The following is a 25,253-nucleotide window of genomic DNA, read 5'->3' as shown; positions in this document are numbered from 1 at the left end:
AGAAATTTGGGCATTTACAAGTGCTTGATGCTGGACGCCCCCACAACGTCGACTTTCACCGTGCCGGGCTGGCCGCTGTAGGCAATTACGCTGGCCCCTACGGCATCGCCCTTTAGGCTTTCGGTCACGTTGAGGCGGGCTTTGCAGGCACCCACGAGCGATACTTTGGCCATCCGCGTTTTCAGGTTGGCCGCGGCCAGCTCGCAGGCTAAAGCGCCATCGAGGACGAGGTTGTCGGCTTGGCCGGTGGCCGTGGTGCGGCAGTTGCCGGCCTGCTCCAGGCGCAAGGTGCCGTAGCTGCCGTTCAGGCGCAGGTGGCTGGCCCCGGCCTGCGCGATGCGCAGGCTTTCCTGGCGGTCGAAGCCGCCGAGGTCGCCCAGCACGGCCCCGGCCATTTCGAGGCGCTCAATGGCCGGCATCTCAATGCGAACGAGGACTTTGCGGTTGTTGCGGTTCCAGTCACCGCCCAGCAGCTTGCCGTTGGCGCGGGGCTTCACAATCAGCTCATCGCCGTCCCGCTCCACACTCAGGTTGTCGAGCGCATCACCGTCGCCGCCGGCCTCCACTTTGAAGCTGCTGGCCTGGCGCACCACCACATGGTAGCCGCCGGCCACCGTCACATGGTTGAAGCCGGTTTCCTCAAAGCTGCGGCGGGCGCTGCCGTAGCTGTTCAGGTCGGTGTTGAAGCTGGGCGCGCCGCCGTAGCTGAGCGAGAGGCCGCTGTTGGAGCTTTCATCGTCGCCGCTGTCGCCGCTGTCGCCGCTGTCGCCGTCGTCGCCGTCGTCGTTGCTATCGGCCTCGTCGTTGCTGTCGTCGCTGTCCATCCGAACGTGGACATCATTGCCGTTGATGTTGCCATTGATGTGCAGGCCGTCTTCGTTGCCGTCGCCGTTCTCTTCACGGCCCAGCTGCTCGTCGGTGCAGCCGATGCACTCCAGCTTGTTGCCGCGCAGGCGGTAGCGATGCTGTTCGGGGTCCTGGGGGCGGCGGTTGCCCACGAAGTCGTCGTCATCGAGCAGGTCGTAGGCGAAGCTGCGGCTGATGCGGAAGGTGCGGTCGCGGGGCAGGCGCAGGGTGAGGGCCAGCTCCTGCTTGCGAAAGGCCGAGTTAGGCAGGAAGGAGAAATGGTCGTCGAATACCAATGAGGAGTCGCCGCTGGGCCGCACCGTGTAGTCGATGGTGGTGAGGGCCGTGCGGCGGGCCACTTCTTCGCTGGGGCCTTTCGCGCCCAGGGTGCGCAGTACTTCCACGGCCTTGCCGCTGTCGGCGGCCACTAGGCGCAGGTCGACGTGCTGCTCCCACTGGCGGTCAACCCGCCGGGCGTCAAACATGAGCACGGGGGCTGTGAGCTTAGGAAACTGCTCCAACTGCTCCACTTCGGCATCGTACTGATACTGGCGACTCTGCTGGGCCACGCCGGCCGTTACGCCCACTATGCTCAGCAGCCACAAACCCAGCAGCGAGAGGCCCACGGTCCGCGTGAGAATGGTATGGCGGAACAGCAGGTTCAGCCCGCCCAGCAGCAGCCACAGGGCCGGAATGCCCGCCGCCAGGAAACCGGCCAACAGGGCCCAGCCGGGAATTCCCTGGAGCATAACGTGGGCCGGCGCGTCGCCCATTACAATGTTTTGCGAAGCCGGCAGCAGGCCAATGCCGGCTCCGGTGCATATCACCACCGCCAGCAGCAGGCCGAATCCCATGATGGTAAGCAGCACGCCCGCCACTACGCGAATGGCCGAGCCGGCAAAATTCACGGCTGGGCGCAGGGTGCGAGCGGCATCTTCCACGAAAGCGCCCACGGGGCGGTTGGTGGTAGCCGGGCCGTCGGCAAAGGCATTATTGCGGGCGCTGCTGTCGAAGCTTTCCAGCGTCATCGCGTCGCCGCGCATACGGAGCTTGTCCGAGACCGTTTTGGCCTCGGGCAATACTATCCAGAGAATGATGTAGAGCAGGAAGGTGAAGCCCCCGGCAAACAGGCCGGCCAGCATAATCACCCGCACCAGCGTCACATCAATGTTGAAGTAGGCGGCCAGGCCGGCCGATACCCCGGCTACTTTGCCCGTGCCGGTATCCCGAAACAAGCGGCGGCCGGCCAGCGGCCCCGAGTTCAGCAGGGCCTCTGGGTGGGCGGGGGCATCGTAGCGCTTGGGCAGCAAAATCCAGAGGATGATGTAGGTGAAAAAGGCAAGGCCAGCCAAGCCGTTGCCGGGCCGGATATGCACGCTGTCGAACGTGACCGCCCGAATGGTGGGATTCAGAAGCAGGCCGGCCAGGAAGGCCAAGCGAATCCAGAGCGGGTTGATGGCGAAATACTGGGCGATGCCGGCGGCTACACCCGCAATCTTGCGGTTGGCCATGTCGCGATACAGGCGCTTGGGTTCGTCGGTAGCAGCGGCAGCAGCGGTTGCCGAAGCGGTGGCGTAAGGGTCGGCGGCGCGGCCAAAGCCGGCCGCAGCCGAAGCCGCGGTTTCATCGGCGGCTACCTCGTCATCCTCGTCGGCCTCGGGGGCGAAGTCGCTTACGCGGCCCATTTTAGCCGTCATGGCGTTCACATCATCCAGGCTAATGACCTGCTGCATGGGCGAGAGGCGGGCCGAAAACAGCTCGGCGATGCGGCCCTCGATGTCGGCCACAATGTCCTCGTGGCCCCGGTAGTTAGCAAAGTGGGCTTTCACCTCGGCCAAGTAGCGGCTCAGGACTTCGAAACCGTCTTCCTCGATGTGGAAGATGATGCCTTGCAAGTTGATACTGATGTTCTTTTTCATGTGAAAGAAGGCCGAACGGGCCAATTGAATGCTGGTGAGTGAAGCAGAAAAAAGGGGTAGGATTAGCGGCTGTCGCCGGGCGGCCGGCTGTGGCGGATGATGCCCACCGAAGCGGCCATTTCCTCCCAGGTGTCACGCAGCTCCTCCAGGAATTTCCGGCCGTCATCGGTGAGGGTGTAGTACTTGCGGGGCGGGCCGCTGGTGCTTTCCTTCCAGACGTAGTCGAGCAGGGCGGCATTCTTGAGGCGGGTGAGCAGGGGGTAGAGCGTGCCCTCCACCACTATCATGCGGGCCGAAGTCAGCTCCTCCAGCATGTCGGAGGCGTAGGCTTCGCCGCGGGCGATGATTTCCAGGATGCAGAACTCAAGGATTCCCTTGCGCATCTGAACCTGGGTGTTCTCGAGTTTCATGGGCGAGTAGGTTGACTAGTGGGTGACGAACAGTACAAATGTATGGTAGGTACTTTGTAACGCAAGGTACTGGATAAATAATTCACCTGAATCTATCAAAATACTTTATTACCCATTGATTATCAGGGATAAAATTTTTGTTAGCTCCGACGGATTTCTGTCAATTGACCCGCTTTCAGTCTCTGAACTGAAAGCCAGCCTGCTGGGGTGGAAGCCCATATCCGGCGGTCGAACCCCGGATACGGGCCGCCAAAAGCGAGCCGCTGCCGCTACTGTCGCCGGAGTGGCCGCCCGCATCCGGGGTTCTGGCCCGAAATTCGCGGGGCCGGACGCACTATAATGGAGTAACTTGCGTTCCGACCGCGCAAACTTTACCAGTCACTTTTCTATGTCCCAACTTTCCTCTATCGCCCGTGGGCTGGCCCTTGTGGGAGCCACGGCCGCGCTGGCCCTGCCGGCCGCCGCGCAGTCTACCAAAACGCCCAAGTACAGCAATGAATTTCTGAATATCGGCGTGGGTGCCCGGGCCCTGGGCATGGGCAAAGTGCAGGTGAGCCTGGCCAATGACGCCACCGCCGGCTACTGGAACCCCGCCGGCCTCACCAACCAAACCCACAAATACGACGGCGTGCTGATGCATTCCGAACTGTTCTCGGGCGTGGTGAAAAACGACTACGCCGCCTTCTCCATGCCGCTCGATGACAAGAGTGCCTTGGGCGTGAGCGTGTTGCGCCTCGGCGTCGACAACATTGCCGATACCCGCGCCCTGGTGAACGAGTACGGCTACGTCGATTACAGCAAGATTGAATACTTCTCGGTAGCCGACTACGCCCTGTTGCTCTCTTACGCCCGTAAGCTGGGCGTGGAAGGCCTGAGCGTGGGCGGCAGCGGCAAAATAATCTACCGCAACATCGGCAAGTTCGCCCACGGCTACGGCTTCGGCATTGATGCCGGGTTGCAGTACAACCACAAGGGCTGGAACTTGGCCCTGATGGCCCGCGACATCACCACCACGTTCAATTCCTGGAACATCAACTCGGCCGAGTACGTGAAAGGGCTGAACAGCAACGTGGCCATCAAGTCGGATTCCATTCCGAAAAACAGCACCGAAATTACCCTGCCGCGCTTCGTGCTGGGCGTGGGCCGCCGCTTCGATTTGCCCAAGCAGTTTTCTGCCCTCGTCGCCGTCGACTTGGAAGCCACCACTGACGGCCAGCGCAATACGCTGGTTTCCAGCAAAATCGTGAGCGTGGACCCGCGTCTGGGCGTGGAGCTGGGCTACAAAAACCTCGTGTTCCTGCGCGGCGGGGCCGGCAACTTTCAGAAAATCAGCAGCGTGGTGGACCAGTCCTTGCAGTGGAAGGGCCAGTACAGCCTCGGGGCCGGCGTAGCCGTGAGCGGCCTGCGCATCGACCTGGCGCTCTCGCGCCTGGCCGTGGAAAAGCTGGGCAGCGCCTCCCAGACCAACTCGCTGATTGTGTCACTGGGCTATGGCTTCAAATAGCCGCCCGGGGTATTTTCTGGCGTTAGCAAGCTGATTGGCAACCGTCTGCGTAGATGCGTAATAGTAGTAAATAGGTGAATTTTCGAAATAGAATGAATAAAAATTACACACATTCGGGAAAGAGGTGGGTAGTGCTGTTGCTGTGGCTGGGGATGTGGCTGACCAGTACCACTGCCCAGGCCCAATCCGGGCCGGTGGGCAATGAATGGATTGTGCCCGGCCAGACGTACTATAAAATGAAAATAGTGCGGGATGGATTATATAAAATTGATTATCAGTACCTCACCCAGGCCGGTATAACCGGCGTGGTGCCCAACGAGCTCCAAATCTGGCGGCGCGGCCGGGAAATTGCCACCTACGTGGGCGGCAGCCGCACCACGCTGGATGCCACGTCGTTCATCGAGTTCTACGCCGTGCATAACGATGGCCGGCTCGATGCGGAACTGTATAAATACCCCGCCGACCAGCCGCATCAATATTTCAGCCTGTATACCGATACGGCCAGCTATTTCCTGACCTGGCGCGCCGGCACTGCCGGTCGCCACATGCAGCAGCCGGTGGCCGCCGGCGGGGCCGTACACGCCAACCGGATGCTGAATACCCTGGATTTGAAGGCGACATATTACGTGGACCTTCCCCATGAGCAGTATACTTATCTGCCGTGGTTCGAGGCGGGCGAAGGCTTCGTAATGGGGTATTACCACGACGAGGCCATCGATTCCATCGCGGCCTCGGTGAGCCCGGTGGTGAGCACGACTGCGCCCCGGGTGGAAGTATCATTGTTTGGTGCTTTTGAAAACGCAATTCGTTCGGGGGGCGTGGGCGTGCAGCACAATACGCAGGTGTACGTGGTGCCCCCAAGCGGAACCCCGCGCCTGTTGGGCACCATGAGCTACAACGGTCTGGTGCGTAGCCGGCGAATATTTCAAATACAGGCTTCTGATATTAGCAGCCGGGGCAAGATTACCATTAAGCTGAAAGCGCAGCTGCCGTTGGATGCGAGGGATTTCTTTTTTCTGAACTACATCCGCACGGTGGTGCCGCAGGCCAATACCTGGCCGACCGGCGGGCGCAATCTTGCATTTGAGAACGACTCGCTGCTGGCCGGCCCGGCCACCTACGAGCTGCCCGGCGTGCCGGCCTCGGTGGCCGGTTTCGATATTCAGGATTTGTATAATGTGCAGCGCGTGACCAGCACCACGGGGGCCAGCGCCGGCCTCAGCCGCTTTGTTTTTCCGGGGGCCACTGCCTCGGCCACGCACCAGTTGCTGCTGAGTGACGAGGCCAACCTGCTGGTGCCGTCCGCTGCCCGCCGTGTAAGGTTCCGGGCTATCGACCCGGCAGTGGCCAACTTTATCATCATCACCCACCCGCAACTGATGCGGCCGGCCGGCACGGTGCCCAACGCGGCCCTGGAGTACGCCAAATACCGCGCCTCGACCGCTGGCGGCCACTACGATACGCTGATGGTAACCAGCCAGCAGCTCTACGACCAGTTTTTCTATGGAGAAAAAAACTGGCTGGCCCTGCGCCACTTTTCGCGGTGGATGGCCGCCGCCAGCCCGGCCGGCAGCAACCGGTTTTTGCTGCTGCTGGGCAAAGGAATTGTGCCCAGCGAATCCGTGGGCGGCACTGGCGTGCTAAACTACGTGGCGCGCAGCGGAGAATTTGGGCTGGACCTGGTGCCCACCAGCTCGCGCTCCGTATCGGACAACCTGCTGACGGCGGACTATGCCAACAGCGACTACGTGGCCAAGCTGCATACCGGCCGCCTCACCGCCACCACGCCGCAGCAGGTGATGAACTATCTGAACAAGCTGATTGACCAGGACCTGCTGAACCGCGAACCGCTGGGCTCGCAGCCCTGGCGCAAAAACGTGCTGCACCTGATTGGGGCCAAGGATGCCGGTGAAGCCGATATCTACCGAGGCTACATGGATACGGCCAAGGTGCGCGTTGAACGGCCATTATTTGGTGGAAAAGTGGAAACCCTGGTGCGGAATAGCCCCCTGACCACAAGCGTCGATATCTCGGCGCAGCTCAATAGTGGCCTGTCGCTGATTACGTATTTTGGCCACGCGGCCCCCACGGCCTTCACCCTCGATTTTGGGAAGCCGTCTACCATGCCAAGCTTTGCGAACACTCGGCGCTATCCTTTCCTGTTTCTGAGTGGCTGCGCGGCCAATGGCACCTTCACCAGTGCGCCCACGGTGGTGGAAGACTGGCTCTTCGCCGACCGCAAAGGAGCCCTGGGCTCGTTGGCGGAATCAGGCTATAGTTTTCCAATCGCGTTGAGTATCGCGCAGAACACGCTGTACAAGCTGCTGTTCAACGACCCCGCCTGGTACGGCAAGCCCATTACGGTGGTGCATGATGAAGCTGTGCGCCGTTTGCAGAGCAGATTTGCCTCCGATGCCGACATCGAGCAGTTGCTATGCACCGGCTGGCAGGGCGACCCGACCCTGTCGCTCTACGCCCCGCCGCTGCCCGATTTCATTGCCAGCTCGGCTACGCTTTCCATCACCCCCACGGTGGGCCAGCCCGCCGTGCGGGCCGATTCCAAGGATTTTGTGCTGAACGTGGGCGTTGCCAATCCCGGCAAAATCACCAACGACCAGGTTGAGATTCGGGTGACGCGCCAGTTTCCGCCCAGCCTCGGCCGCGCCGACTCGGTGTACACCTTCACCCGGCGGCAGGCCTGGGGCCCCGATACCACCTACGCCCTGCCCATGCGCAACAGCGTGGGCGTAGGGGGCAGCAGCACCTTCCTGGTAGTGCTGGACCCCAATAACCGCGTGGCCGAAGCCAGCGAAACCAACAACTCGGCCTCCATTAACTTCACCTTCCTCAGTGGCGGGGTGAGCATTCTGAACCCCACCGAGTTTGCTATTTCGACCACCAACCAGCCCCGGCTGGTAGTGCAGAGCAACAACCCGCTGGGCCTGCAGCGCGACTACGATTTCGAAATTGATACCGTGGCTACCTTCAACGGCGCGGTGCAACGGGCTACCATCAACGCCGGACTGGTGGCGCAGTGGACCCCCACGCTGCCCCTCACCATCGGCGATAGCCTGGTATGGTACTGGCGTGCCCGCTTCCACGCCCCGGCTGCTGGCGAAAGCGGCGAATGGACTACTTCATCGCTGCGTGTTATTCCGCGCAGTCCTGGGGGCTGGTCGCAGAGCCACTACACGCAGTTCAGGCAAACCACCCGCACGGGGGTAGAAGTGAGCGTGCCCACCGGGCGCTGGGAGTTTGCCGCGACGCAGGTGCCCATCACGCTCCGCACCCGGGGCGGCGGCGTGCCCCGCAGTGCGGCCAACTTCTATAACCTGACCGGAGCGGGCATCTACATTCGGACGGCCAGTGGCCTGCCCTCGGTGGTGGCCTGCGGGGCCCGTTCGCCCAACCTGCTCATCGCCGTGTATAACGGGTCTTCGTTGCAGCCGGTGGCCATGCCGGCTACCTTCCAGCAGTGCGGGCAGTCGCCCGATAATTTCTACTACTTCTCGGTATCGGACCCGGCCAACAACAATACGCCGATTGCCGATACGCTAGATAATCTAAACTACAGCGCCAACCGCCAGCAGCAGCTCAACGATTTCCTGACGGCCATTCCGGCGGGCTCCTACGTAGCCGTGGTATCGGCCAACCGCCTTCGCTACTCCCTGCTGCCCACGGCGCTCAAAGCCCGCCTGCAAACGCTGCTGGGCTCGCAACTCATCACCCGGCTGGCCGATGGCGAGCCCCTGGCGCTGCTTGGCCAGAAGCTGACGGCCACCACCGGCCGCCTCGTGCATGAGCTGGGGCCGGATACCAACAGCACCGTGCCCCGCTACAGCCAAACAGTAGAGCTGAACGATAACCTGCAAAAGCCCAGCACTTCGGGTCGCATCGTTTCGACGCGCATAGGCCCGGCCAAGCAGTGGCTGAACCTGTACAGCACCATCCGCACCCTCACGCCCAACGGCCAGCACACGCTGAGCGTGGTGGGCATCGACTCGCTGGGCCGCGAAACCGTGGTGCTGCCCAACGTGACGGACGCCTCGCAACCCCTGACGGCATTGGTTTCGGCCAAATCCTACCCGTACCTGCGCCTGGAGCTGGCCTTGTCCGATAACGTGACGCGCGTTCCGCCGCAGCTGGAGCAGTGGCTCGTGACCTCGCAGGGCATGCCCGAGGGCGTGGTGCGGCGCGACCTGGCGGCGGCCACCGATTACGACCCGGCCAAGCTGGCCCAGCAGGCCACTGAAACCGGCTACATCGACTTCCCGGTGAAGTTCCAGAACGTATCGGACGAACCCTTCGTCGCACCGCTAATCACCCGCGTGAGCCTGCGCGACACCAGCCGTCCCGGCCAGCCGGTGGTAGCCACGACCGATGTGCCGTCGCCCACCGCCCTGCTCCCGGGCCAGACCCTGACGCTGCCGGTCCACTTCAACGTGCTGGGCAAGTTTAGTAGTGCCTTCGTGACGGAAGTAGTGGTGAACCCGCGCCTCCAGCGCGAGCAGAACTACGCCAACAACGAGTTGGCGCTGCCGTCCTTCTCGGTGATAGACCGCAACGTGCCCCCGACCCTCGACGTGGCCTTCGATGGCCGTCACATCCTCAACGGCGAACTGGTGTCGGCAATGCCCGTTATCAATATTCAGCTCAACGATGAGGACAAGCTGCGCCACATCACCGATGCTTCGTTCTTCACTGTGCTGCTGCAACGCCCCGGCCAAGCGGTGCCCACTGTGATGGATGTCAACAGCAACAGCTTCCATTTCAGCGTCGACCAGACCAATGGCAGCGTGGCCAAGCTCACCTATGAGCCCGGCAAAACCGGACCCCTACCCGATGGCATGTACACCTTGGAAGTGCAGGGCCGCGACCCCAGCAACACCAGCGCCGGGGCGCAGAACTTCCAGGTGAAATTCGAAGTGGTGAATGAATCGCAAATCTCCAATGTGTACCCGTACCCCAACCCGGTGGTGAGCAAGGCCCGTTTCGTGTTCACCCTGACGGGCCAGGAACTGCCCCGCAACATGAAAATCCAGATTATCACGCTTACGGGCAAGGTGGTGCGCGAGATTTTCATGAACGAGCTCGGCCCGCTGCACATCGGCAATAATATCACCGATTTTGCCTGGGACGGCACCGACACCTACGGCGACCGCCTCGCCAACGGCACCTACCTCTACCGCGTGGCCCTCGATGACCCCGGGGCCCAGTTCGGCCACCGCGCCACGGGCGGCGACAAAGCCTTCAAGAATGACTGGGGCAAACTGGTACTCATGCGCTAATAGGCCCAGAATAACAAAAAAAGGCAGCCAATCGGCTGCCTTTTTTTGTTGGGAAAACAAGTAAAACCTACCGTCGCCGCAGCGTCACGAAGCTGAAGGCGTAGGCGTGGCGCTCGTCGGCTTCGTGGCGCTCGCGGGTTTCCTCGCGCCACTCGCTGGGGCTGAGGGCGGGGAAAAAGGCGTCGCCCTCGAAGCTGTGGTGTACTTCGGTGAGGTAAATGATGTCGGCGGCGGGCAGGGCTTCGCGGTAGATTTCGCCCCCGCCGATTACGCACACATCCTCATCCAACTCGTGGGCGCGGGCCAGGGCGGCGGGCACCGAGCCGGCGGTTTCGCAGCCGGGGGCGGCCCAGCCGGGCTGCCGCGTGATTACGATATTGGGGCGCTTGGGCAGGGCCCGGCCGAGGCTGTCGTAGGTACGGCGGCCCATCACCACGGGGTGGCCCAGGGTGAGGCGCTTAAAGTGTTGCAAATCATCGGGCAGGTGGCCCCAGGGCAGCACGCCATCTTTCCCGATGGCATTGTTTTCGGCTACGGCTACGACGAAGGAAACCATTGGTTTGGGGTAGGGGTGTAGTTAGAATTGAACGGTGTAGGAGCGGAGCGGTGCTCCGCCCGTCGTTGAAGAGAATCGTTGAGATTGAGCAGACGGCGGGGCAGAGCACCGCTCAGCCCCTACATACCTACGCCGGTAGCTTGAAGCCGCGCAGCAGCTCCTGCACCGGCATCCGCTTCTTGCCTTCCAGCTGCACATCCAACAAATCGAGCCAGGCATCGGCAGCGGCTACGCGCAGGTATTTTTTTCCATCCGAAACCCAGGTGCCGGCCGGGGCTGCGGGGGTTTCGGCCTCAAAAGGCAGGGCGGCAGCGCGGAAAATCTTGATAACGCGCCCATCGGGCAGGGCAGCAAAGGCGGTGGGAATGGGGGAGAGGCCGCGCACCCAGTTCACGAGCTCGGCGGCGGGGCGACTGAAATCGAGGCGGCCGGTTTCCTTCTGGAGCTTGGGAGCGGGGCGCAGGTCGGCGCTGAAAACCTGTGGGGTGCTGGGCGCGGTGCCGGCCGCAATGGCCTCGACTGAGCGGCGGGCCAGGGCCGCGCCCACCAGTTTCAGCCGGTCGTACACGCTGCCAAAATCGTCGTCCGGCGCGATGGCTATTTTATCCTGAAAAATAAGGTCGCCGGTATCAATCTCGTGCCGCAGGAAGAAGGACGTAACGCCCGTTTCCGAGTCGCCGTGCATCAGGGCCCAGTTGATGGGGGCCGCGCCCCGGTACTGCGGCAGCAGCGAGCCGTGGATGTTGATGGAGCCCAGCCGGGGCATGTTCCACACGGCTTCGGGCAGCATCCGGAAGGCAACAACCACCTGCAAATCGGCGGCGCAGCTTTTAAGTTCGGCCTGAAAATCGGGCGATTTTAGGTTGGTGGGCTGGAGCACGGGCAGGCCGTGGGCTTCGGCGGCCTGCTTCACGGCCGAGGCCTGGAGCTGCCGCCCGCGCCCGGCCGGCCGGTCCGGGGCCGTGACGACGGCCACCACCTGCCCGCCGGGCCAGGCCAGCAGGCTTTCGAGGGTGGGCACGGCAAAATCGGGGGTGCCCATGAAAACCAGGCGCAGGGGAGTGTTCATGGGGCAAAGAAAACGCCGGACCCGCCAACCCGACCCCGAAACGCCAAAAAACTCCCGCGACCCTGGTTTTCGAAAATCAAGCCTCTGGGAAACTCCCCCAGCCCCGAAAAGTGAAAATCAGGGTCGCGGGAGTCTCCCGCAGCCTCGGAATCTGAAAATCAAGGCTCCGGGAGTTTCCCGCTGCCCCGGAATCCGGATTCCGAGCCTCCGGGAGTTTCTAGCGCTCCGGGTAGAGTAGGTATTTCTTGCGCAGGGCCTTGAATTTGTTCAGGCCCGGTGCCCAGGAGGCGCGGATTTCGGCCTCCGACTTGCCGGCGATAATCTGTTCGCGCAGGCTATTCGTGCCGGACAACTCCTCGAAATACTTCCCAAAAAAATGCGCCTTATCGGTGCTCTGCTGATAAAAATCGAGCAGGTAGCTCAGCACCAGGCCACCGGCGGCAGCGCGGGTGGGCGCGCCGGCCAGGTTGAGGCCGTGGCAGGCCTGGCCCTTCAGGGGCGGGGTGGGCGAGCCGGCATTGGGGGCGGGCGTGAAGGTGTAGGGCCGCGTGGCCGGCTGCGCGGGGCTGCCGATTACCTCAAACGGCGTGGCCGTGCCGCGCCCCACGCTCACGTTGGTGCCCTCAAACAGGCAGATGCTGGGGTAGAGGGCCACGGCGTGGACGGTGGGCAGGTTGGGCGAGGGGGCAATGGGCAGGGCATAGACCGTAGCGTGGTTGTAGCCGGCCGCCAGCGGCACCACCGTGAGGGCGCATTGGCGGCTCCCGGCCAGCCATTTTTCGCTGTTAATCATGGTGGCCAGCTCGCCGACGGTGAGGCCGTGGGCAATGGGCAGCGGGTCGAGGCCGACGAAGGATTTGTGGGCCGGCTCCAGGATGGGGCCGTCTACGAGGTCGCCGTTGGGGTTGGGGCGGTCGAGGACGATGACGGTTTTGCCCTGCTCGGCGGCGGCCTCCATCACGTAGTGCAGCGTGCTGATAAATGTGTAGAAGCGCGCCCCCACGTCCTGAATATCGAAGATGAGCACGTCCACGTCGGCCAGCATTTCAGGGGTGGGCTTCTTGGTTTTGCCGTACACGGAGCGCACGGGCACGCTGCTGCGGGCATCGCGGCCGTCGGTGATGGTGGCCCCATCGGCTTCCTCGCCCCGGAAGCCGTGCTCGGGCGCGAAGATGGCCGTCACGGTCACGCCCCGGCTGCGCAGCGTGTCCACGAGATAAGCCCGGCCCACCCGCGAAGTCTGGTTGATGACCAGGCCCACGCGCTTGCCCTGCAATTGCGGGAGGTATTTATCCAGCCGTTCGGCTCCCACAACCACTTGGGCAACGCGGGGCGGGGTTCCCAACGTATGCGGCGCGGCCGGGGCCGCCGGGCGGGTGCTGCCGCAGGCCGGAAGGGCCAGCAGCAGCGATAAGGTGATTTTAACGGATAAACCAACCATAGACAGTGAGAAAAAAGGCGGAAAAAGGGACCCGGTTTGAGCTTCGACTGAACCGCGAGGGCGGGAGCGTGGCCGGTACCGGTTCAAAACGTAGCTTTACGGCCGAACAATGAATGTCTCCCGCTACATTTCGCAGAAGATTGACGGGGGAGCCGATTCCGGCTCCTTCACCGCGTCGGTCACAAAAATAGCCATCATCAGCATTGCCATGGGGTTGGCGGTGATGGTGGTGTCGTTTGCCATCCTGCAAGGGTTTCGCAATGAGATTCAGAATAAAATCTTCTCCTTCGGCGCGCACCTCCAGATTTCGCGCTACGATACCAACAACTCGCTCGAAGTAGCTCCGATAGCTGGCCCCAAGCTGGTGGCGCAGCTTCACGCGTTTCCCGAAGTAAAATTCACGCAGCCCTACGCCGTGAAAACGGCCATCATCAAAACCAAGGACGAAGTGCTGGGCGTGGTGCTCAAAGGCATTGCCGAGCCCGACGGCCCTTCGCCCATGCGGGCCAATCTGGTGGCCGGCAAGTTCATCAATTTCGCCGATTCTGCCGCCAGCGACGACGTGCTCATTTCGCGCAAAGTGGCCGACAAGCTGCGCCTCGCCGTGGGCGAAAAAGCGTTGTTCTACTTCATCCAGAACCCGCCGCGTATCCGGCAGTTTCGCGTGTGCGGCATTTATTCCACGGGCCTCGATGAGTTTGATGAGGTGTACGTCATCGGCGACATTCGCCAGATTCGGGAGTTGAACTCCCCGGCCTGGCCCGACTCGCTGGTGGGCGGCATGGAGGTGGTGCTCAAGGACTTCAAAACCCTCGATAAAACCGCCGACAACTTCTACGAGCGCCTGCCTTACGACCTCAAAATCGACAAAATCACGGAGCAGTACGCCCAGCTTTTCGATTGGCTGCAGCTGCTCAACCGCAACGTTATCATCTTCCTGCTGCTAATCATTTTCGTGGCCACGTTCAACATGGTGGCCACCATCTTCATCATGATTCTGGAGCGCACCAACATGATTGGCATCCTCAAAGCGCTGGGGGCGACGGACAACCAGATTCGGCGGATGTTCTTCTTCCGGGGCCTCTCGCTCACGATACGCGGCATGCTCATCGGCAACCTCGTGGCCGTGGGTTTCTGCGCCATTCAGTATTATTTCCACGTCATTCCCCTCGACCCCGAGAACTATTACATGGACCGCGTCCCAATTTCCTGGGACCCCAAAATGCTGCTCCTGCTGAACGTGGCCACCTTCGCCGCTTCGCTGCTGGCGGTGCTGATTCCGACCTATCTGATTTCGCGGATTAAGCCGGTGGTGGCCATCAAGTTCGACTAATTATCTGAACCGCAGATTGTAATGGATTCGACGGATAAGAACGAATTCGGTACCGCACTTTGACAGGGAAGCAGAAACTAAGAAGACGGACAAATGAAGCTGATTGAATCCGTTCTTATCCGTCAAATCCGTTACAATCTGCGGTTCAGAATAAGGTTCGGGTCGGGGCACAGGGCCGCCCACGCTTCCCGCTCACTGGGCCGGGCCACGCCGGGGAAGTCGCCCACCCGGCCCTGCATATCGGCCATGAGTTGAAAATGCAGGTGCGCCGGCCAGTCGCCATTCTCCGGAAAAGGCCCAACGGTGGCGAATGCCTCGCCTTGTTGCAGCGCCTGGCCCACCCGCAGCGCCTGCCATTCGCGGCGGCTGAGGTGGCCGTAAAGGCTGTAGAAAACGGTGCCCTCCAACTCGTGCTGCAGGATGACGGTAGGGCCATAGTCGCCGAAATTATCGTTGTCGGCCAGGCTGTGGACCGTGGCGGGCAGGGGGGCCAACACCGGGGTGCCGGCCGGCAGCCACACATCCACGCCCAGGTGCAGGGAGCGCGGCTCCTCGGCCGCGCCGGGGCCAAAATGGGCGCTCCGGCGGTAGATAACCCGGTTTTCGAGGTAGCCACCGATGCCGATGGTGGCGTTTTTTTCGGCGAGCATGGTATTAACTAGCTCATCGAAGGCGGCGGTGTCGCGCAGGTCGGCGCTGGTTATGCGGGGGTTGTTGGCCGTGAAATCGAGGCGGGCGACGGTGGGGCCATTGAGGTCGACGGGGAGCACGGGGCCGAAGCTGGCCTGGTGGCGTTGGAGCAGGGTGGAGAGCAAGCGCGGAATGAATAAAAGCGTGAGGCCACAAAGGAAAACGGCTTGGCCGCAAACCCGAAATGTGGCTGGCAAGTTACCTTTGCCGGCGGGCCGGTGGGAATATTTTCACCATCCGGTCCGCTTTTTTGTTACGGCTTTACCGCGAATGAGCGCGCCGCTCCGGCGGCTCATTCCCCCATTCGCATACCCTGCTCAATGTACCATACCCTCACCGTCGTTGCCATCACCCAGGAAACCGCCGATTCTGTTACTATTCACCTGGAGCGGCCCGACCGGGCTCCCATCGCAGCCCGCCCCGGCCAGTTTCTGACGCTCATCGTGCCCTGCGGGCCGGGCGGCAAAAAGGAGCGCCGCGCCTACTCGCTCAGCAGCACGCCCGCCGAGGCCCCGCGCCTGTCCGTGACGGTGAAGCGCGTGCCGGGCGGCCTGGTGAGTAATTATTTGCTCGATACCGTGCAGGTGGGCCAGGAAATGGAGGTGATGGAGCCGCTCGGCAACTTCACCCTCAGCCCCAGCCCCAAGGCGGCCCGCTCACTGGTGCTCATCGGGGCCGGCTCGGGCATTACGCCGCTCATGGCCATGCTCAAAGCCGTGGTGGCGGCTGAGCCCCAGAGCTACGTGCTGCTGATTTACGGCAACCGCAACGAGGAATCCGTCATTTTTCAGCAGCAGCTCGCTGACCTCGAAGCCTGCTCCAACGGCCATTTACAGGTGGAGCACGTCTACAGCCAGCCGCTGAAACCGATGGCCCCGCACCGCCACACCGGCCGCGTGAACCGCACCATGTTGCTGCGTATTCTGGAGCAGCGCCACCAATTCCCGGCCGAGCAGGCCGAATATTTCATGTGCGGCCCCGAGGGCCTGATGGCCGAAGCCCAGGCCGCCCTCAGCCTGCTAAACGTGCCCGAGGCCCGCATTCGACGCGAAAGCTTCGTGGCCACGGCCGATAACGCCGAGCTGGCCGCCGCCCAGCCCAGCGGCCACGGCGACGTATCGGCCAGTGCCGATGATAAGGTGAAGAACACCCGCACCGTCACCATTCAGTACGAAGGCAGTGAGTACCTTATCGAAGTGCCCGCCGGCAAAACCATTCTCGAAGTCGCTCTCGACCAAGACATCGACCTGCCTTACTCCTGCCAGGCCGGCCTTTGCACCGCCTGCCGTGGCAAGTGCCTGAGCGGCAAAGTGCATCTCGACGAGCGCGAAGGCCTCTCCGATTCGGAGTTGAAACAGGGATATGTGCTCACCTGCGTAGGCCACCCGATGACCGACGATGTAGTGATTGAAATAGGGTAGACGTTTGTTATCCTGAGCTTGCGAAGGACCTTATCGACTGATGAACGGTTTGAAGCAATCAACTGGCAAAGGCGTCATAAAGTCCTTCGCAAGCTCAGGATGACAAACGTTGGCTAATTCTAAAGAAATAGTCCGGCCCGGCGTTTGTTCCCGTAAGAGTAAGGTAGATTAAGCCTGTCCTCGATTCCGTTCGATTATACTTGTACTATGATGCTTCTTGCTGAACCTACCGCCGAGTCGGCCACCGATACGAGCCGTCCGCCCCGCCATTATTTACCCGAAGACTTTCTCGTGACCGACTGGGCCGCGATTGAGCCCTTCTTTCAGGAATTGCAGGCCCGGCCGATAACTACGCCCGCCGAGCTGGAGCGCTGGCTGCTCGACCGCTCCGAGCTGGAATCGGTGCTTAGCGAAGACCTCGCCTGGCGCTACATCCACATGACCTGCGACACACAGGACCCGGCGCGCTCCGAGGCTTTCCAGTACTTTGTGAACGAAGTGGAGCCGCTGGTGGCTCCCTACGACCACGGCCTAAATGAAAAGATGCTGGCCTCGCCGCACCTGCACGGGCTCGATGAACGCCGCTATGGCGTGTTCCTGCGCTCGGTGCGCCGCGCTTCGGAAATTTACCGGGCTGAGAACATTCCGCTAAAAACTGACATCAGCACCAAGCAGCAGCAGTATGCCGCCACGGTGGGGGCCATGAACGTGACCCTCGACGGCCAGGACCTGACCCTGCCCCAGGCTGCCGACCGCCTCAAGAACCCCGACCGGGCCGTGCGCGAAACTGCCTGGCGCGCCATCCAGGCGCGTCGCCTGCAAGATTCCAAGCCGCTCGACCAGCTCTTTACCGAGCTGGTGGGCCTGCGCCACCAAGTGGCGCTCAATGCCGGCTTCGCCAACTTCCGCGACTACATGTTTGCCGCCCTAGGTCGGTTCGACTACACGCCGCAGGACTGCTTCAACTTCCACGCGGCCATCCGCGAAACGGTGGTGCCGCTGATTGACGACTTCGACTTGGAGCGCCGCCAGGACCTGCGCCTGCCCGCCCTGCGCCCCTGGGACCTCGACGTGGACCCCAGCGGCCAGCCGCCGCTACGCCCCTTCGGCACCGGCGAAGAGCTGCTGGAAAAGACCATCACCGTCTTCGAAACGCTGGACAGCTACCTCGGCAACTGCCTGCGCACCATGCGCCAGATGGGCCACCTCGACCTGGAAAGCCGCAAGGGCAAAGCCCCCGGCGGCTACAACTACCCGCTGGACGAAACCGGTGTGCCCTTCATCTTCATGAACGCCACGAGTAGCCTGCGCGACGTGGTGACCATGCTGCACGAAGGCGGCCACGCCGTGCATAGCTTCCTCACGCGCGGCCTGCCGCTGGGGGCCGACAAGCACCCGCCGTCCGAAGTGGCCGAACTGGCCTCGATGAGCATGGAGCTGATGAGCATAGACCAGTGGCACGTCTTCTTCCCCAACCCCGAAGACCTGCGCCGCGCCAAGAAAACCCACCTCGAAAGCGTCCTCGAAACCTTCCCGTGGGTGGCCACCATCGACAAATTTCAGCACTGGGTGTACGAGCATCCTACGCACACCGAAACCGAGCGTCACCAGCGCTGGGTCGAGATTTTTGACGAGTTCAACCAGCGCACCGTGGACTGGGCCGGCCTCGACAACTTCAAGCCCTACCTCTGGCAGAAGCAGTTGCACCTCTACGAAGTGCCGTTTTACTACATCGAGTACGCTATGGCGCAGCTCGGGGCCATTGCCGTGTGGCGCAACTACCGCCAGAACCCCACCGAAGGGCTGGCTGCCTACAAGCGCGCTCTGGCGCTGGGCTACACCGCGCCCATCGGCCAGATTTACGCGGCGGCCGGCATTCGCTTCGATTTCAGCACCGAGTACCTGCGCACCCTGGCCGACTTTGTGCGCGAAGAAATGGCCGCGCTCTAATTGACCTTTAAGCAAAGGCGAAACGGCCACGGCCGCGCTGGCTAGCCTTCGGGCCGGCCGGCGCGGCCGTTGGCATTAGCCCAGGCCGCCAGAATTGAGGTCGATGGTTGGCACTGAATTGCTTGCAGGCTGTGATTGCAAATGGCTAACCTGGCTCGGCGACAGGACGCGTAGCCGCTCCTGCTCATACTGGCCCTGTAGCTCCTGAAGCTTGGCGCGTTTCACTTCCGGGGTGCCCACGTATTGCGCATTGATGCCGTCAAGCGAAGCCAGAAGGATTTGGTGCAAGGCCCGCAGGCGAATATATTCGCCCTCGTTGAGGTTGAGCTGGCCAATCAGTACCCGGGTCATTGCCGTAGCCCGCTGGCCCAATTGCAGGTCCATCAGGATGGTTGCCGGCAGTTCGGCCACTTTAGGTACACCACTTGCAAATGATTTGAAGGGTATGGCAAATAATGCCAAAATTATATATTTTGTCATAAATTAAAAAAGAAAAATTATGTGTTCTTCTGATGCAAAAGTAACTTCCCTTTTTTATTAATTGCATTTATTTATCAAATAATTTTATTTAATTATGTTTAGGCACGATACGAGAGCCTGTTTTGATTTAAAAATATAATATTTTATATATTAATTAATATTCTGGAAGAGCGCGCTTCTTTGAAATGCAGGCCATAAAAAAGGAGCCGGCTAATTAGCCGGCTCCTTTTTTATGGCCTGATACCAGACTCTATGAATGACCGCCGGGCGTGGTACCGGAAGTGGCAGTAGGAGTCTTGGAGCCGCATTTGCCTTTGGGGCGCGGGTCGTGGTCTTTGCAGCGCTCGCACGAGGCCAAGGCGAGGCTGGTGAGGAGCAGGGCCGGCAGCAGCCGGCGGAAAAAAGTAGCAGTGTGCATGTGCGCGGAGAGTTTGGTGAATGACATTGAATAGCTAAGGCTTAAAGATAAGCAATTGCTACTTCACTGCGATGCGGCCTCGCGTAAAATGCCATGCCCCCGGCTTACTTGTCCCCAATCGTGAAAAACGACAGCGGCTGGAGGCTGGCGTACTTGCCACCCAGGGACTCCAGCTCGGCGCGGTGCAGCTTGAGGTAGTCGTTGTACTGATGCACGGCGCGGTCGTACTGCACCCTGAAGGCCACCACGCCGGCATCGAGCTGCTGGATGCCCTCCACGAAGTTGCGGGCGTTTTCGGTGGGTGCGTTGCCGTTGGGCGCGGCCACGGGGTACACCGCTTTCAGCAGTGAGTCCTGAGCGGTATCGTACTGGTCAATCAAGTCCGAGCTGGCCATGGTTTGCTGGGTGTAGCGGCGGGCCTTGAGGTGGGTGTTGGCGCGGTCCAGGTCCTGCAGCTGGGTGGCACTGATGCCGGGCTGGCCCTTCAGCTCGCGCAGCAGCAGGCGGGTGATGCCGATTTTCTGGTCGTCGCTTTCCGTCATGTTGCGCCATTTGATGTCGACGGAATCGCGCAGCACGTCGAACTGGGCCTTGGCCGCTGCGGCCGAAGCCGGGTCGGAGGCGGCCGTTTTGGCACCATCGCGCTTGCAGGAGGCCGCGCAGCCCGCAAAAATCAGCAGCGAAAGCACGGCGGTTTTGACCGGAGAAGAAAAGAAAGTCCGCATAAATAGAAGGTAACCGGCAGGAAAAAGCCCCGGCGTAGCAAAGCTACGGGGCCAGGTGAAAAAAAATGTGCGGGCGAACTGCGCAGGAGTAGCCCCGGCTCGGGTTGGGCCTGGCGTTGCAACGCCCGAAGGCGGCCATTCGATATGTCCGCTACGCCCGCCAGCTGGTCGAGGAGGCTTATCTATGGAAAATAGGATTTATGTGTACTCATAAGCGTAATGAACCCAGCCACAAAAAGCGTGTATCTTTGCCATTGCACTGACATTACACATTCCAAAAATTATGAAAAAGAACTACTTGATGCTCTCGGCTGCCCTGCTGCTGGCCGGAGCCGCTCATGCTCAAGGCACGGAGCTGTTTTTCTCGGAATACAACGAAGGAGCCCACCAGTCGGGCCAGCCCTACGGCGGCGTGACTAACTCGACCGGCAACGAGCGCGCCCTGGAGATTTTCAACCCGACCAACAACACCGTCAACCTGAACCCGTACTCGGTGCGGCGCTACTCCAACGGCGATACCTTCATCTTTCAGGAGGAGAAGGTGTTCCGCAGCGATGCCGCGCACGTAGCCACGGCCGCAAACACGCTCGGCCCCCACCTGACTTTCGTAATTGCCTGCGGCGAGGCCACACTGCCAGACATTGTGAGCAAGGCTAACCAGTTTTGCTCCCCGTATGCTACGCCGCCGGCTACTTCCAACCCCGTTATCATCGGCGGTGGCCCCATCTATTTCAGCGGCGACGATGCCATGGCGCTGGTGCGCTACCCCAGCGGCACGGCCGGTGTGGGCAACGGCGTAATTGTGGACCTGATTGGCGTGATTGGCGAGCGCCCCCTGTTGCAGTCCTGCGCCACGGGCGGCAACTGGAGCGGCACCAACCCCCTCGACGGCACTGGTACCAGCGCGGTTTTCGTAGCTTCGGCCAACCAGTCCATCATCCGTCGGGCGTCGGTTTCGCACGGTGTTACGATGAACCCAGCGGCGCAGAACGTGCCCGCCTCGTGCCCGCCCACCCGCGCCGCCGGGGGCTACAATATCTCCAACGAGTGGTACATGTACTCCACGGCGTTCAACGGCCCGGGTGGGGTCTCAAACCCTGCTGGCCAGCTCTATGACCAACTAGGCAACCACAACGACTACGTGGGTCCTTACGGCGCCTACCAGGCTGTGCTGGGCACCATAAGCAAGTTCGATAGCAACATCAGCGTATATCCGAACCCGGCCCACGGCACGGCCACGGTTGAAATCAAAGATGCCAAAGTGGGCAGCGTTACCGTTCTGAACAGCTTGGGCCAGCGCATCAGCGCCGAAGCCAAAGGCCAGGGCCAGGAAAAGCTGCAGCTCAACATCTCGGCCCTGAAGCCCGGCCTGTACTTCGTACAGATTCTGAGCGCGGACGGCCAGACCAAAATATACAAAGAGCTGGTGGTTGAATAAGCAGTCGGCTAATTGCAAGCGAAAAGGAGGGAAGCAATTCCCTCCTTTTTTTGTGGGCGTACTTTTGCGATTTCGTTGTCAGTTGCTCGTTGTCAGTTGTCCGGCTGTTCAGCGAATAACCAGATTGATACTAACCGCTGACAACGAGCAACTGACAACTGAAAAATTATGTCCGATAAACTCACGCCCCTCTCCGCCATTGGCGAATTTGCCCTTATTCGCCGCTTGCAGGCCAACATCACTGCCCGCCAGACCGGCACCGTGCTCGGCATTGGCGACGACGCGGCCATCATCCGGCCCACCGCTGGCACCGATACCGTGATGACCACCGATTTGCTGGTCGAGGGCATTCACTTCGACCTGTCGTTTTGTCCCTTGCGGCACCTGGGCTACAAGGCGGTGGCCGTGAACGTGTCGGACGTGGCCGCCATGAACGCCCTGCCCACGCAGCTGGTGGTAGCGCTCTCGGCCGGCCCGCGCTTCACGGTGGAGGCCATTGAGGAACTGTATGCCGGGATGCGCCTGGCCTGTGAGGCCTACAACGTGGACCTGGTGGGTGGCGACACCACCGCCAGCCGGGGCGGCCTCACGCTGGCCATCACGGTGCTGGGCGAAGTGGCCGCCGGCGAGGCCGTGCGCCGCAGCGGTGGCCAGCCCACCGACCTGCTCTGCGTGACCGGCGACCTGGGCGGCGCATTCCTGGGCCTGCAGGTGCTGGAACGCGAAAAGCAAGCCTACTTGGCCGACCCCGAGACTCAGCCCGAGCTGGCTGACTACGAGTACATCGTGCAGCGCCAGCTGCGCCCCGAGGCCCGCCTCGATATCGTGCATGAGCTGCGCGAACGCGGCATCCGGCCCACCAGCATGATTGATGTTTCCGATGGGCTGGCCTCCGAAGTGCTGCACCTGTGCGCGGCCAGTGGCACGGGCGCGCGGGTCTTCACCGAATTTATTCCCCTGGCTAACCCCACGCTGGAAGCGGCGGCCGAGTTCAACCTCGACCCGCTCACCTGCGCCCTGAATGGTGGCGAGGACTACGAGCTGCTGTTCACGGTGCCGGTTACGGACCACGAGAAAATAAAGAACCACCCCGATATCACCATCATCGGCCACCTCACGGCCCAGGCCGACGGGGCCAACCTGGTGACCAAGGCCGGCCAGGCCGTACCGCTCCAGGCGCAGGGCTGGACGAGTTTCTAGCCCGTTTTCCGGGTTTTATATATAGGATTCCAACCTTCTGTAAGCGCTACCGTTAGGGAACGGGAAACCGACCGGTGCCGGAATGGCACGCTAATTGTCTTTCCATCTTTATCCGGGCGGATTTCTTGTCCCATTTAATTGTTAAGCCATGAAAAAGCTTCCTTATATCTTCGCTTTGCTGATGCTCCTGAGCTCGGCTTTTGGCACCCGTTCGGCCCAGGCCCAAATCCTCAAAAACTGGAGTCCGCAGGCCAAGGGTACCGCCATTGGCGGCCTGGGCGGTGCCGCAGCCGGTGCCCTCATCAACAAGCGCAACCGAGTAGTAGGCGGCGTGGTAGGCGGCGTAGCCGGTGGAGCCATCGGCTACGGCGTGGGCAAGCACATTGACAACAAGAACAAGCAGCGCGCCGCCGCTGCGGCCCAGCAGCGCGCCGTAGCTGCCCGCGACGCCGAATATCGCCGCGAGCTGGCTTTGGCCCGCAACCACCAGACCACGACCACCCGCACCACGCAAACGGCCTTGGTGCCGGCCAATAGCCTGACGGCCTCCAGCGCCATGGCTGGTGGCATGCAGCCCGCTACGATGCCGGCTGCCTCGAATGCCGCTTACCTGCCCAACGACACGTACGGCGACGCTTCGAAGCCGTATTCGGTGGAGCAGGTTCGTCGCAAGAGCTGGTAGTTGCCCGTTTTAGTTCTGAACCGAACCCCGGGCCGTTGGCCTGGGGTTTGGTTGTTTTAGCCGGTTTTGCAGCGGCGGGGGAGGCTGCCCGTCCCGTTTTTCTCTTCACCAACCTTCTGGATTTATGAAATCCCTTTTTTGCAGTTTACTCGTGACCGTGACGCTTTCCGCTTGTTCGAAAGCCGCCGAGGCCGTAAACGTTCAGACCCTGGACCAGGACTTTATCAATGCCTGGAACAGCCGCGACTCGGGTAAAATCACCGGCATGATGGCCGACGACGTGGCCTTTGTGCAAGGCAATGCCCACTGGAAGGGCAAGGACGAAGTAGGCCAGAAATGGGTGAGCGCCACGCTGCCCACCATCGCCAACCTCAAAACCAGCGTGAGCAGCACGGGCTCCGATGCCAACACGGCATACGAAGCCGGCACGTTTTCGGTGGATGTGCAGCCGGCCGGCCCCGGCCAGCCCGCTGGCTTTGGCGAAGGCAATTACATTTTCCTCTGGAAAAAAGCGGCGGATAATACCTGGAAGCTGAGCTACGCGCAATTGGAAGATTTGCCGGTGCAGCGCCGGAATTAAAACGCATTGTGGCGGCAAGACCCGGCCGCCGCTACCCACAAGGTGAAGCCCCAGCGGGGTGCCCCAGCGCGTTTGCAAACGCCAAGGGGTACCCGCTGGGGCTTTACCTGTTTGGCCGGAGGAGGTAAAAAAATCAATTGGACTTCGAAGAAGTTATGCATACCAGCCACGGCGGTGCCCACTTAGCTGCCTCTCGTAGCGCGCCGACCGGATTGGTGGCTTTTCCTCTATTCTTCCTCCATGACAACTGATTCATTTGCTCCTTTGGCCTTTTCCGTGCTGGATTTGGCCCCCATTAACACCGGTAGCACACCGGCCGAAACTTTTCGCCACAGCCTAGACCTGGCGCAGCAGGTTGAGAAGCTGGGGTATACCCGCTTCTGGCTTTCTGAGCACCACAACATGGCGAGCGTGGCCAGCTCGGCCCCGGTGGTGCTGATTGGCTACATCGCGGGCGGCACCAGCACGTTGCGGGTGGGCTCGGGCGGCATTATGCTGCCCAACCACGCCCCGCTGGTGGTAGCCGAGCAGCTGGGTACGCTGGCGACGCTGTACCCCGGCCGCATCGATTTGGGGCTGGGCCGTGCGCCCGGCTCCGACCAGCTGACGGCCCAGGCCATTCGGGGCAGCCGTTTCGGCGGGGCGCAGGATTTCCCCCGCGATATTCAGCAGCTGCAGGCCTACTTCTCGGCCGCCAACAGCACGGCTGCGGTGCGCGCCATTCCGGGCGAGGGGCTGGAGGTGCCGATTTACGTGCTGGGCTCCAGCACCGATAGCGCCTACCTGGCGGCGGCGCTGGGCCTGCCGTATGCGTTTGCCAGCCACTTTGCGCCGGGACAGCTGTTTCCCGCGCTGGAGATTTATCGCCAGAATTTCCGGCCGTCGGCCGCGCTGGCGGCCCCCTACGCCATTGCCTGCGTGAACGTGGTGGCGGCCGATACCGATGCCGAGGCGCAGTGCCTGGCTACTTCGCTCAAGCAGTTTATGCTGGGCGTCATCAAGGGCCGGCCCGCGCCGTTGCAACCGCCGGTTGAGTCGATGGCCGGGCTGTGGGAGCCGGCGCAGCAGTACGCCGTGGAGCAGATGCTGGCCTGTGCCTTCATCGGCAGCAAGGCGACCATTGCGCAGGATTTGCAGGCGTTTGTGGACGAGACGCAGGTGAATGAAATCATGGCCGTTTCCAATATCTTCAGCCACGAGGCGCGCGTGTATTCCTACCAGCTACTGGCGGAGGTGCTGCGCGGGATTCCGCAGCCGCAGGCGGAGTTGGTGGGATAGGACGGCCGGCAAGGCCGCGGATGCG

General features: G+C 61.5%; 19 protein-coding genes. 10 read left to right on the top strand and 9 right to left on the bottom strand.

The window, feature by feature from the left end:
* Positions 1-14 precede the first annotated feature (14 nt).
* Complete coding sequence (locus ACVWYF_RS17525) at positions 15-2,765, bottom strand: PspC domain-containing protein (RefSeq protein WP_457070372.1); 2,751 nt, start codon at positions 2,763-2,765, stop codon at positions 15-17.
* Between the two features lie 62 nt (positions 2,766-2,827).
* Complete coding sequence (locus ACVWYF_RS17520) at positions 2,828-3,175, bottom strand: PadR family transcriptional regulator (protein WP_345058866.1); 348 nt, start codon at positions 3,173-3,175, stop codon at positions 2,828-2,830.
* A gap of 388 nt (positions 3,176-3,563) precedes the next feature.
* On the opposite strand from ACVWYF_RS17520, the gene ACVWYF_RS17515 reads away from it, so the two are divergent.
* A complete protein-coding gene (locus tag ACVWYF_RS17515; RefSeq protein WP_457070369.1) occupies positions 3,564-4,679 on the top strand; it encodes a putative type IX sorting system protein PorV2 in 1,116 nt (371 codons plus the stop codon).
* Positions 4,680-4,771: 92 nt separating this feature from the next.
* Positions 4,772-9,967, top strand: a complete 5,196-nt coding sequence (gene porU2, locus ACVWYF_RS17510) for a putative type IX secretion system sortase PorU2 (RefSeq protein WP_457070367.1) — start codon at positions 4,772-4,774, stop codon at positions 9,965-9,967.
* 67 nt (positions 9,968-10,034) lie between these two features.
* Here porU2 and ACVWYF_RS17505 read toward each other — a convergent pair whose 3' ends face one another.
* The 3 genes from ACVWYF_RS17505 to ACVWYF_RS17495 form a co-directional block, all read right to left on the bottom strand.
* Complete coding sequence (locus ACVWYF_RS17505; RefSeq protein WP_457070365.1) at positions 10,035-10,523, bottom strand: dihydrofolate reductase; 489 nt, start codon at positions 10,521-10,523, stop codon at positions 10,035-10,037.
* Between the two features lie 127 nt (positions 10,524-10,650).
* A complete protein-coding gene (fmt, locus tag ACVWYF_RS17500) occupies positions 10,651-11,592 on the bottom strand; it encodes a methionyl-tRNA formyltransferase (RefSeq protein WP_457070363.1) in 942 nt (313 codons plus the stop codon).
* Positions 11,593-11,809: 217 nt separating this feature from the next.
* A complete protein-coding gene (locus tag ACVWYF_RS17495) occupies positions 11,810-13,033 on the bottom strand; it encodes an exo-beta-N-acetylmuramidase NamZ family protein (RefSeq protein WP_457070361.1) in 1,224 nt (407 codons plus the stop codon).
* Positions 13,034-13,142: 109 nt separating this feature from the next.
* On the opposite strand from ACVWYF_RS17495, the gene ACVWYF_RS17490 reads away from it, so the two are divergent.
* Positions 13,143-14,366 (top strand): ABC transporter permease, encoded by a 1,224-nt coding sequence (locus tag ACVWYF_RS17490; protein ID WP_457070359.1) that lies wholly within the window; start codon positions 13,143-13,145, stop codon positions 14,364-14,366.
* A 131-nt stretch (positions 14,367-14,497) separates the two neighbouring features.
* Here ACVWYF_RS17490 and ACVWYF_RS17485 read toward each other — a convergent pair whose 3' ends face one another.
* Complete coding sequence (locus ACVWYF_RS17485) at positions 14,498-15,181, bottom strand: peptidoglycan DD-metalloendopeptidase family protein (RefSeq protein WP_457070357.1); 684 nt, start codon at positions 15,179-15,181, stop codon at positions 14,498-14,500.
* A 195-nt stretch (positions 15,182-15,376) separates the two neighbouring features.
* On the opposite strand from ACVWYF_RS17485, the gene ACVWYF_RS17480 reads away from it, so the two are divergent.
* Both ACVWYF_RS17480 and ACVWYF_RS17475 read left to right on the top strand, forming a co-directional pair.
* Positions 15,377-16,477 carry a 2Fe-2S iron-sulfur cluster-binding protein gene (locus tag ACVWYF_RS17480; protein ID WP_457070355.1) on the top strand — a complete coding sequence of 367 codons (1,101 nt, stop codon included), beginning with the start codon at positions 15,377-15,379 and terminating at the stop codon, positions 16,475-16,477.
* 207 nt (positions 16,478-16,684) lie between these two features.
* A complete protein-coding gene (locus ACVWYF_RS17475; protein WP_457070353.1) occupies positions 16,685-18,427 on the top strand; it encodes a M3 family oligoendopeptidase in 1,743 nt (580 codons plus the stop codon).
* A gap of 75 nt (positions 18,428-18,502) precedes the next feature.
* On the opposite strand, the gene ACVWYF_RS17470 is transcribed toward ACVWYF_RS17475, so the two are convergent.
* The 3 genes from ACVWYF_RS17470 to ACVWYF_RS17460 all read right to left on the bottom strand — a co-directional run bounded on the left by ACVWYF_RS17470 (position 18,503) and on the right by ACVWYF_RS17460 (position 20,050).
* Entirely contained in the window at positions 18,503-18,907 is a 405-nt protein-coding gene (locus ACVWYF_RS17470) for a hypothetical protein (RefSeq protein WP_457070351.1), read from the bottom strand.
* A 250-nt stretch (positions 18,908-19,157) separates the two neighbouring features.
* Complete coding sequence (locus tag ACVWYF_RS17465; protein ID WP_457070349.1) at positions 19,158-19,325, bottom strand: hypothetical protein; 168 nt, start codon at positions 19,323-19,325, stop codon at positions 19,158-19,160.
* 104 nt (positions 19,326-19,429) lie between these two features.
* A complete protein-coding gene (locus ACVWYF_RS17460; RefSeq protein WP_457070347.1) occupies positions 19,430-20,050 on the bottom strand; it encodes a hypothetical protein in 621 nt (206 codons plus the stop codon).
* 283 nt (positions 20,051-20,333) lie between these two features.
* Here ACVWYF_RS17460 and ACVWYF_RS17455 point away from each other — a divergent pair, with 283 nt between their 5' ends.
* The 5 genes from ACVWYF_RS17455 (at position 20,334) to ACVWYF_RS17435 (ending at position 25,228) form a co-directional block, all read left to right on the top strand.
* Positions 20,334-21,488: a T9SS type A sorting domain-containing protein gene (locus tag ACVWYF_RS17455; RefSeq protein WP_457070345.1), complete on the top strand. Its 1,155-nt coding sequence runs from the start codon at positions 20,334-20,336 to the stop codon at positions 21,486-21,488.
* Between the two features lie 168 nt (positions 21,489-21,656).
* Positions 21,657-22,688, top strand: coding sequence for a thiamine-phosphate kinase (thiL, locus tag ACVWYF_RS17450; RefSeq protein WP_457070343.1), 1,032 nt, complete (start codon positions 21,657-21,659; stop codon positions 22,686-22,688).
* Between the two features lie 148 nt (positions 22,689-22,836).
* A complete protein-coding gene (locus ACVWYF_RS17445) occupies positions 22,837-23,370 on the top strand; it encodes a hypothetical protein (protein ID WP_457070341.1) in 534 nt (177 codons plus the stop codon).
* 124 nt (positions 23,371-23,494) lie between these two features.
* Positions 23,495-23,950, top strand: coding sequence for a YybH family protein (locus ACVWYF_RS17440; protein ID WP_457070339.1), 456 nt, complete (start codon positions 23,495-23,497; stop codon positions 23,948-23,950).
* 240 nt (positions 23,951-24,190) lie between these two features.
* Entirely contained in the window at positions 24,191-25,228 is a 1,038-nt protein-coding gene (locus ACVWYF_RS17435; protein ID WP_457070337.1) for an LLM class flavin-dependent oxidoreductase, read from the top strand.
* Positions 25,229-25,253: the final 25 nt, after the last annotated feature.

The sequence above is a fragment of the Hymenobacter sp. UYAg731 genome (assembly GCF_054061335.1).
Note: the sequence above shows the minus strand (reverse complement) of the source record. Positions and strands in the feature narration are given on the sequence as shown.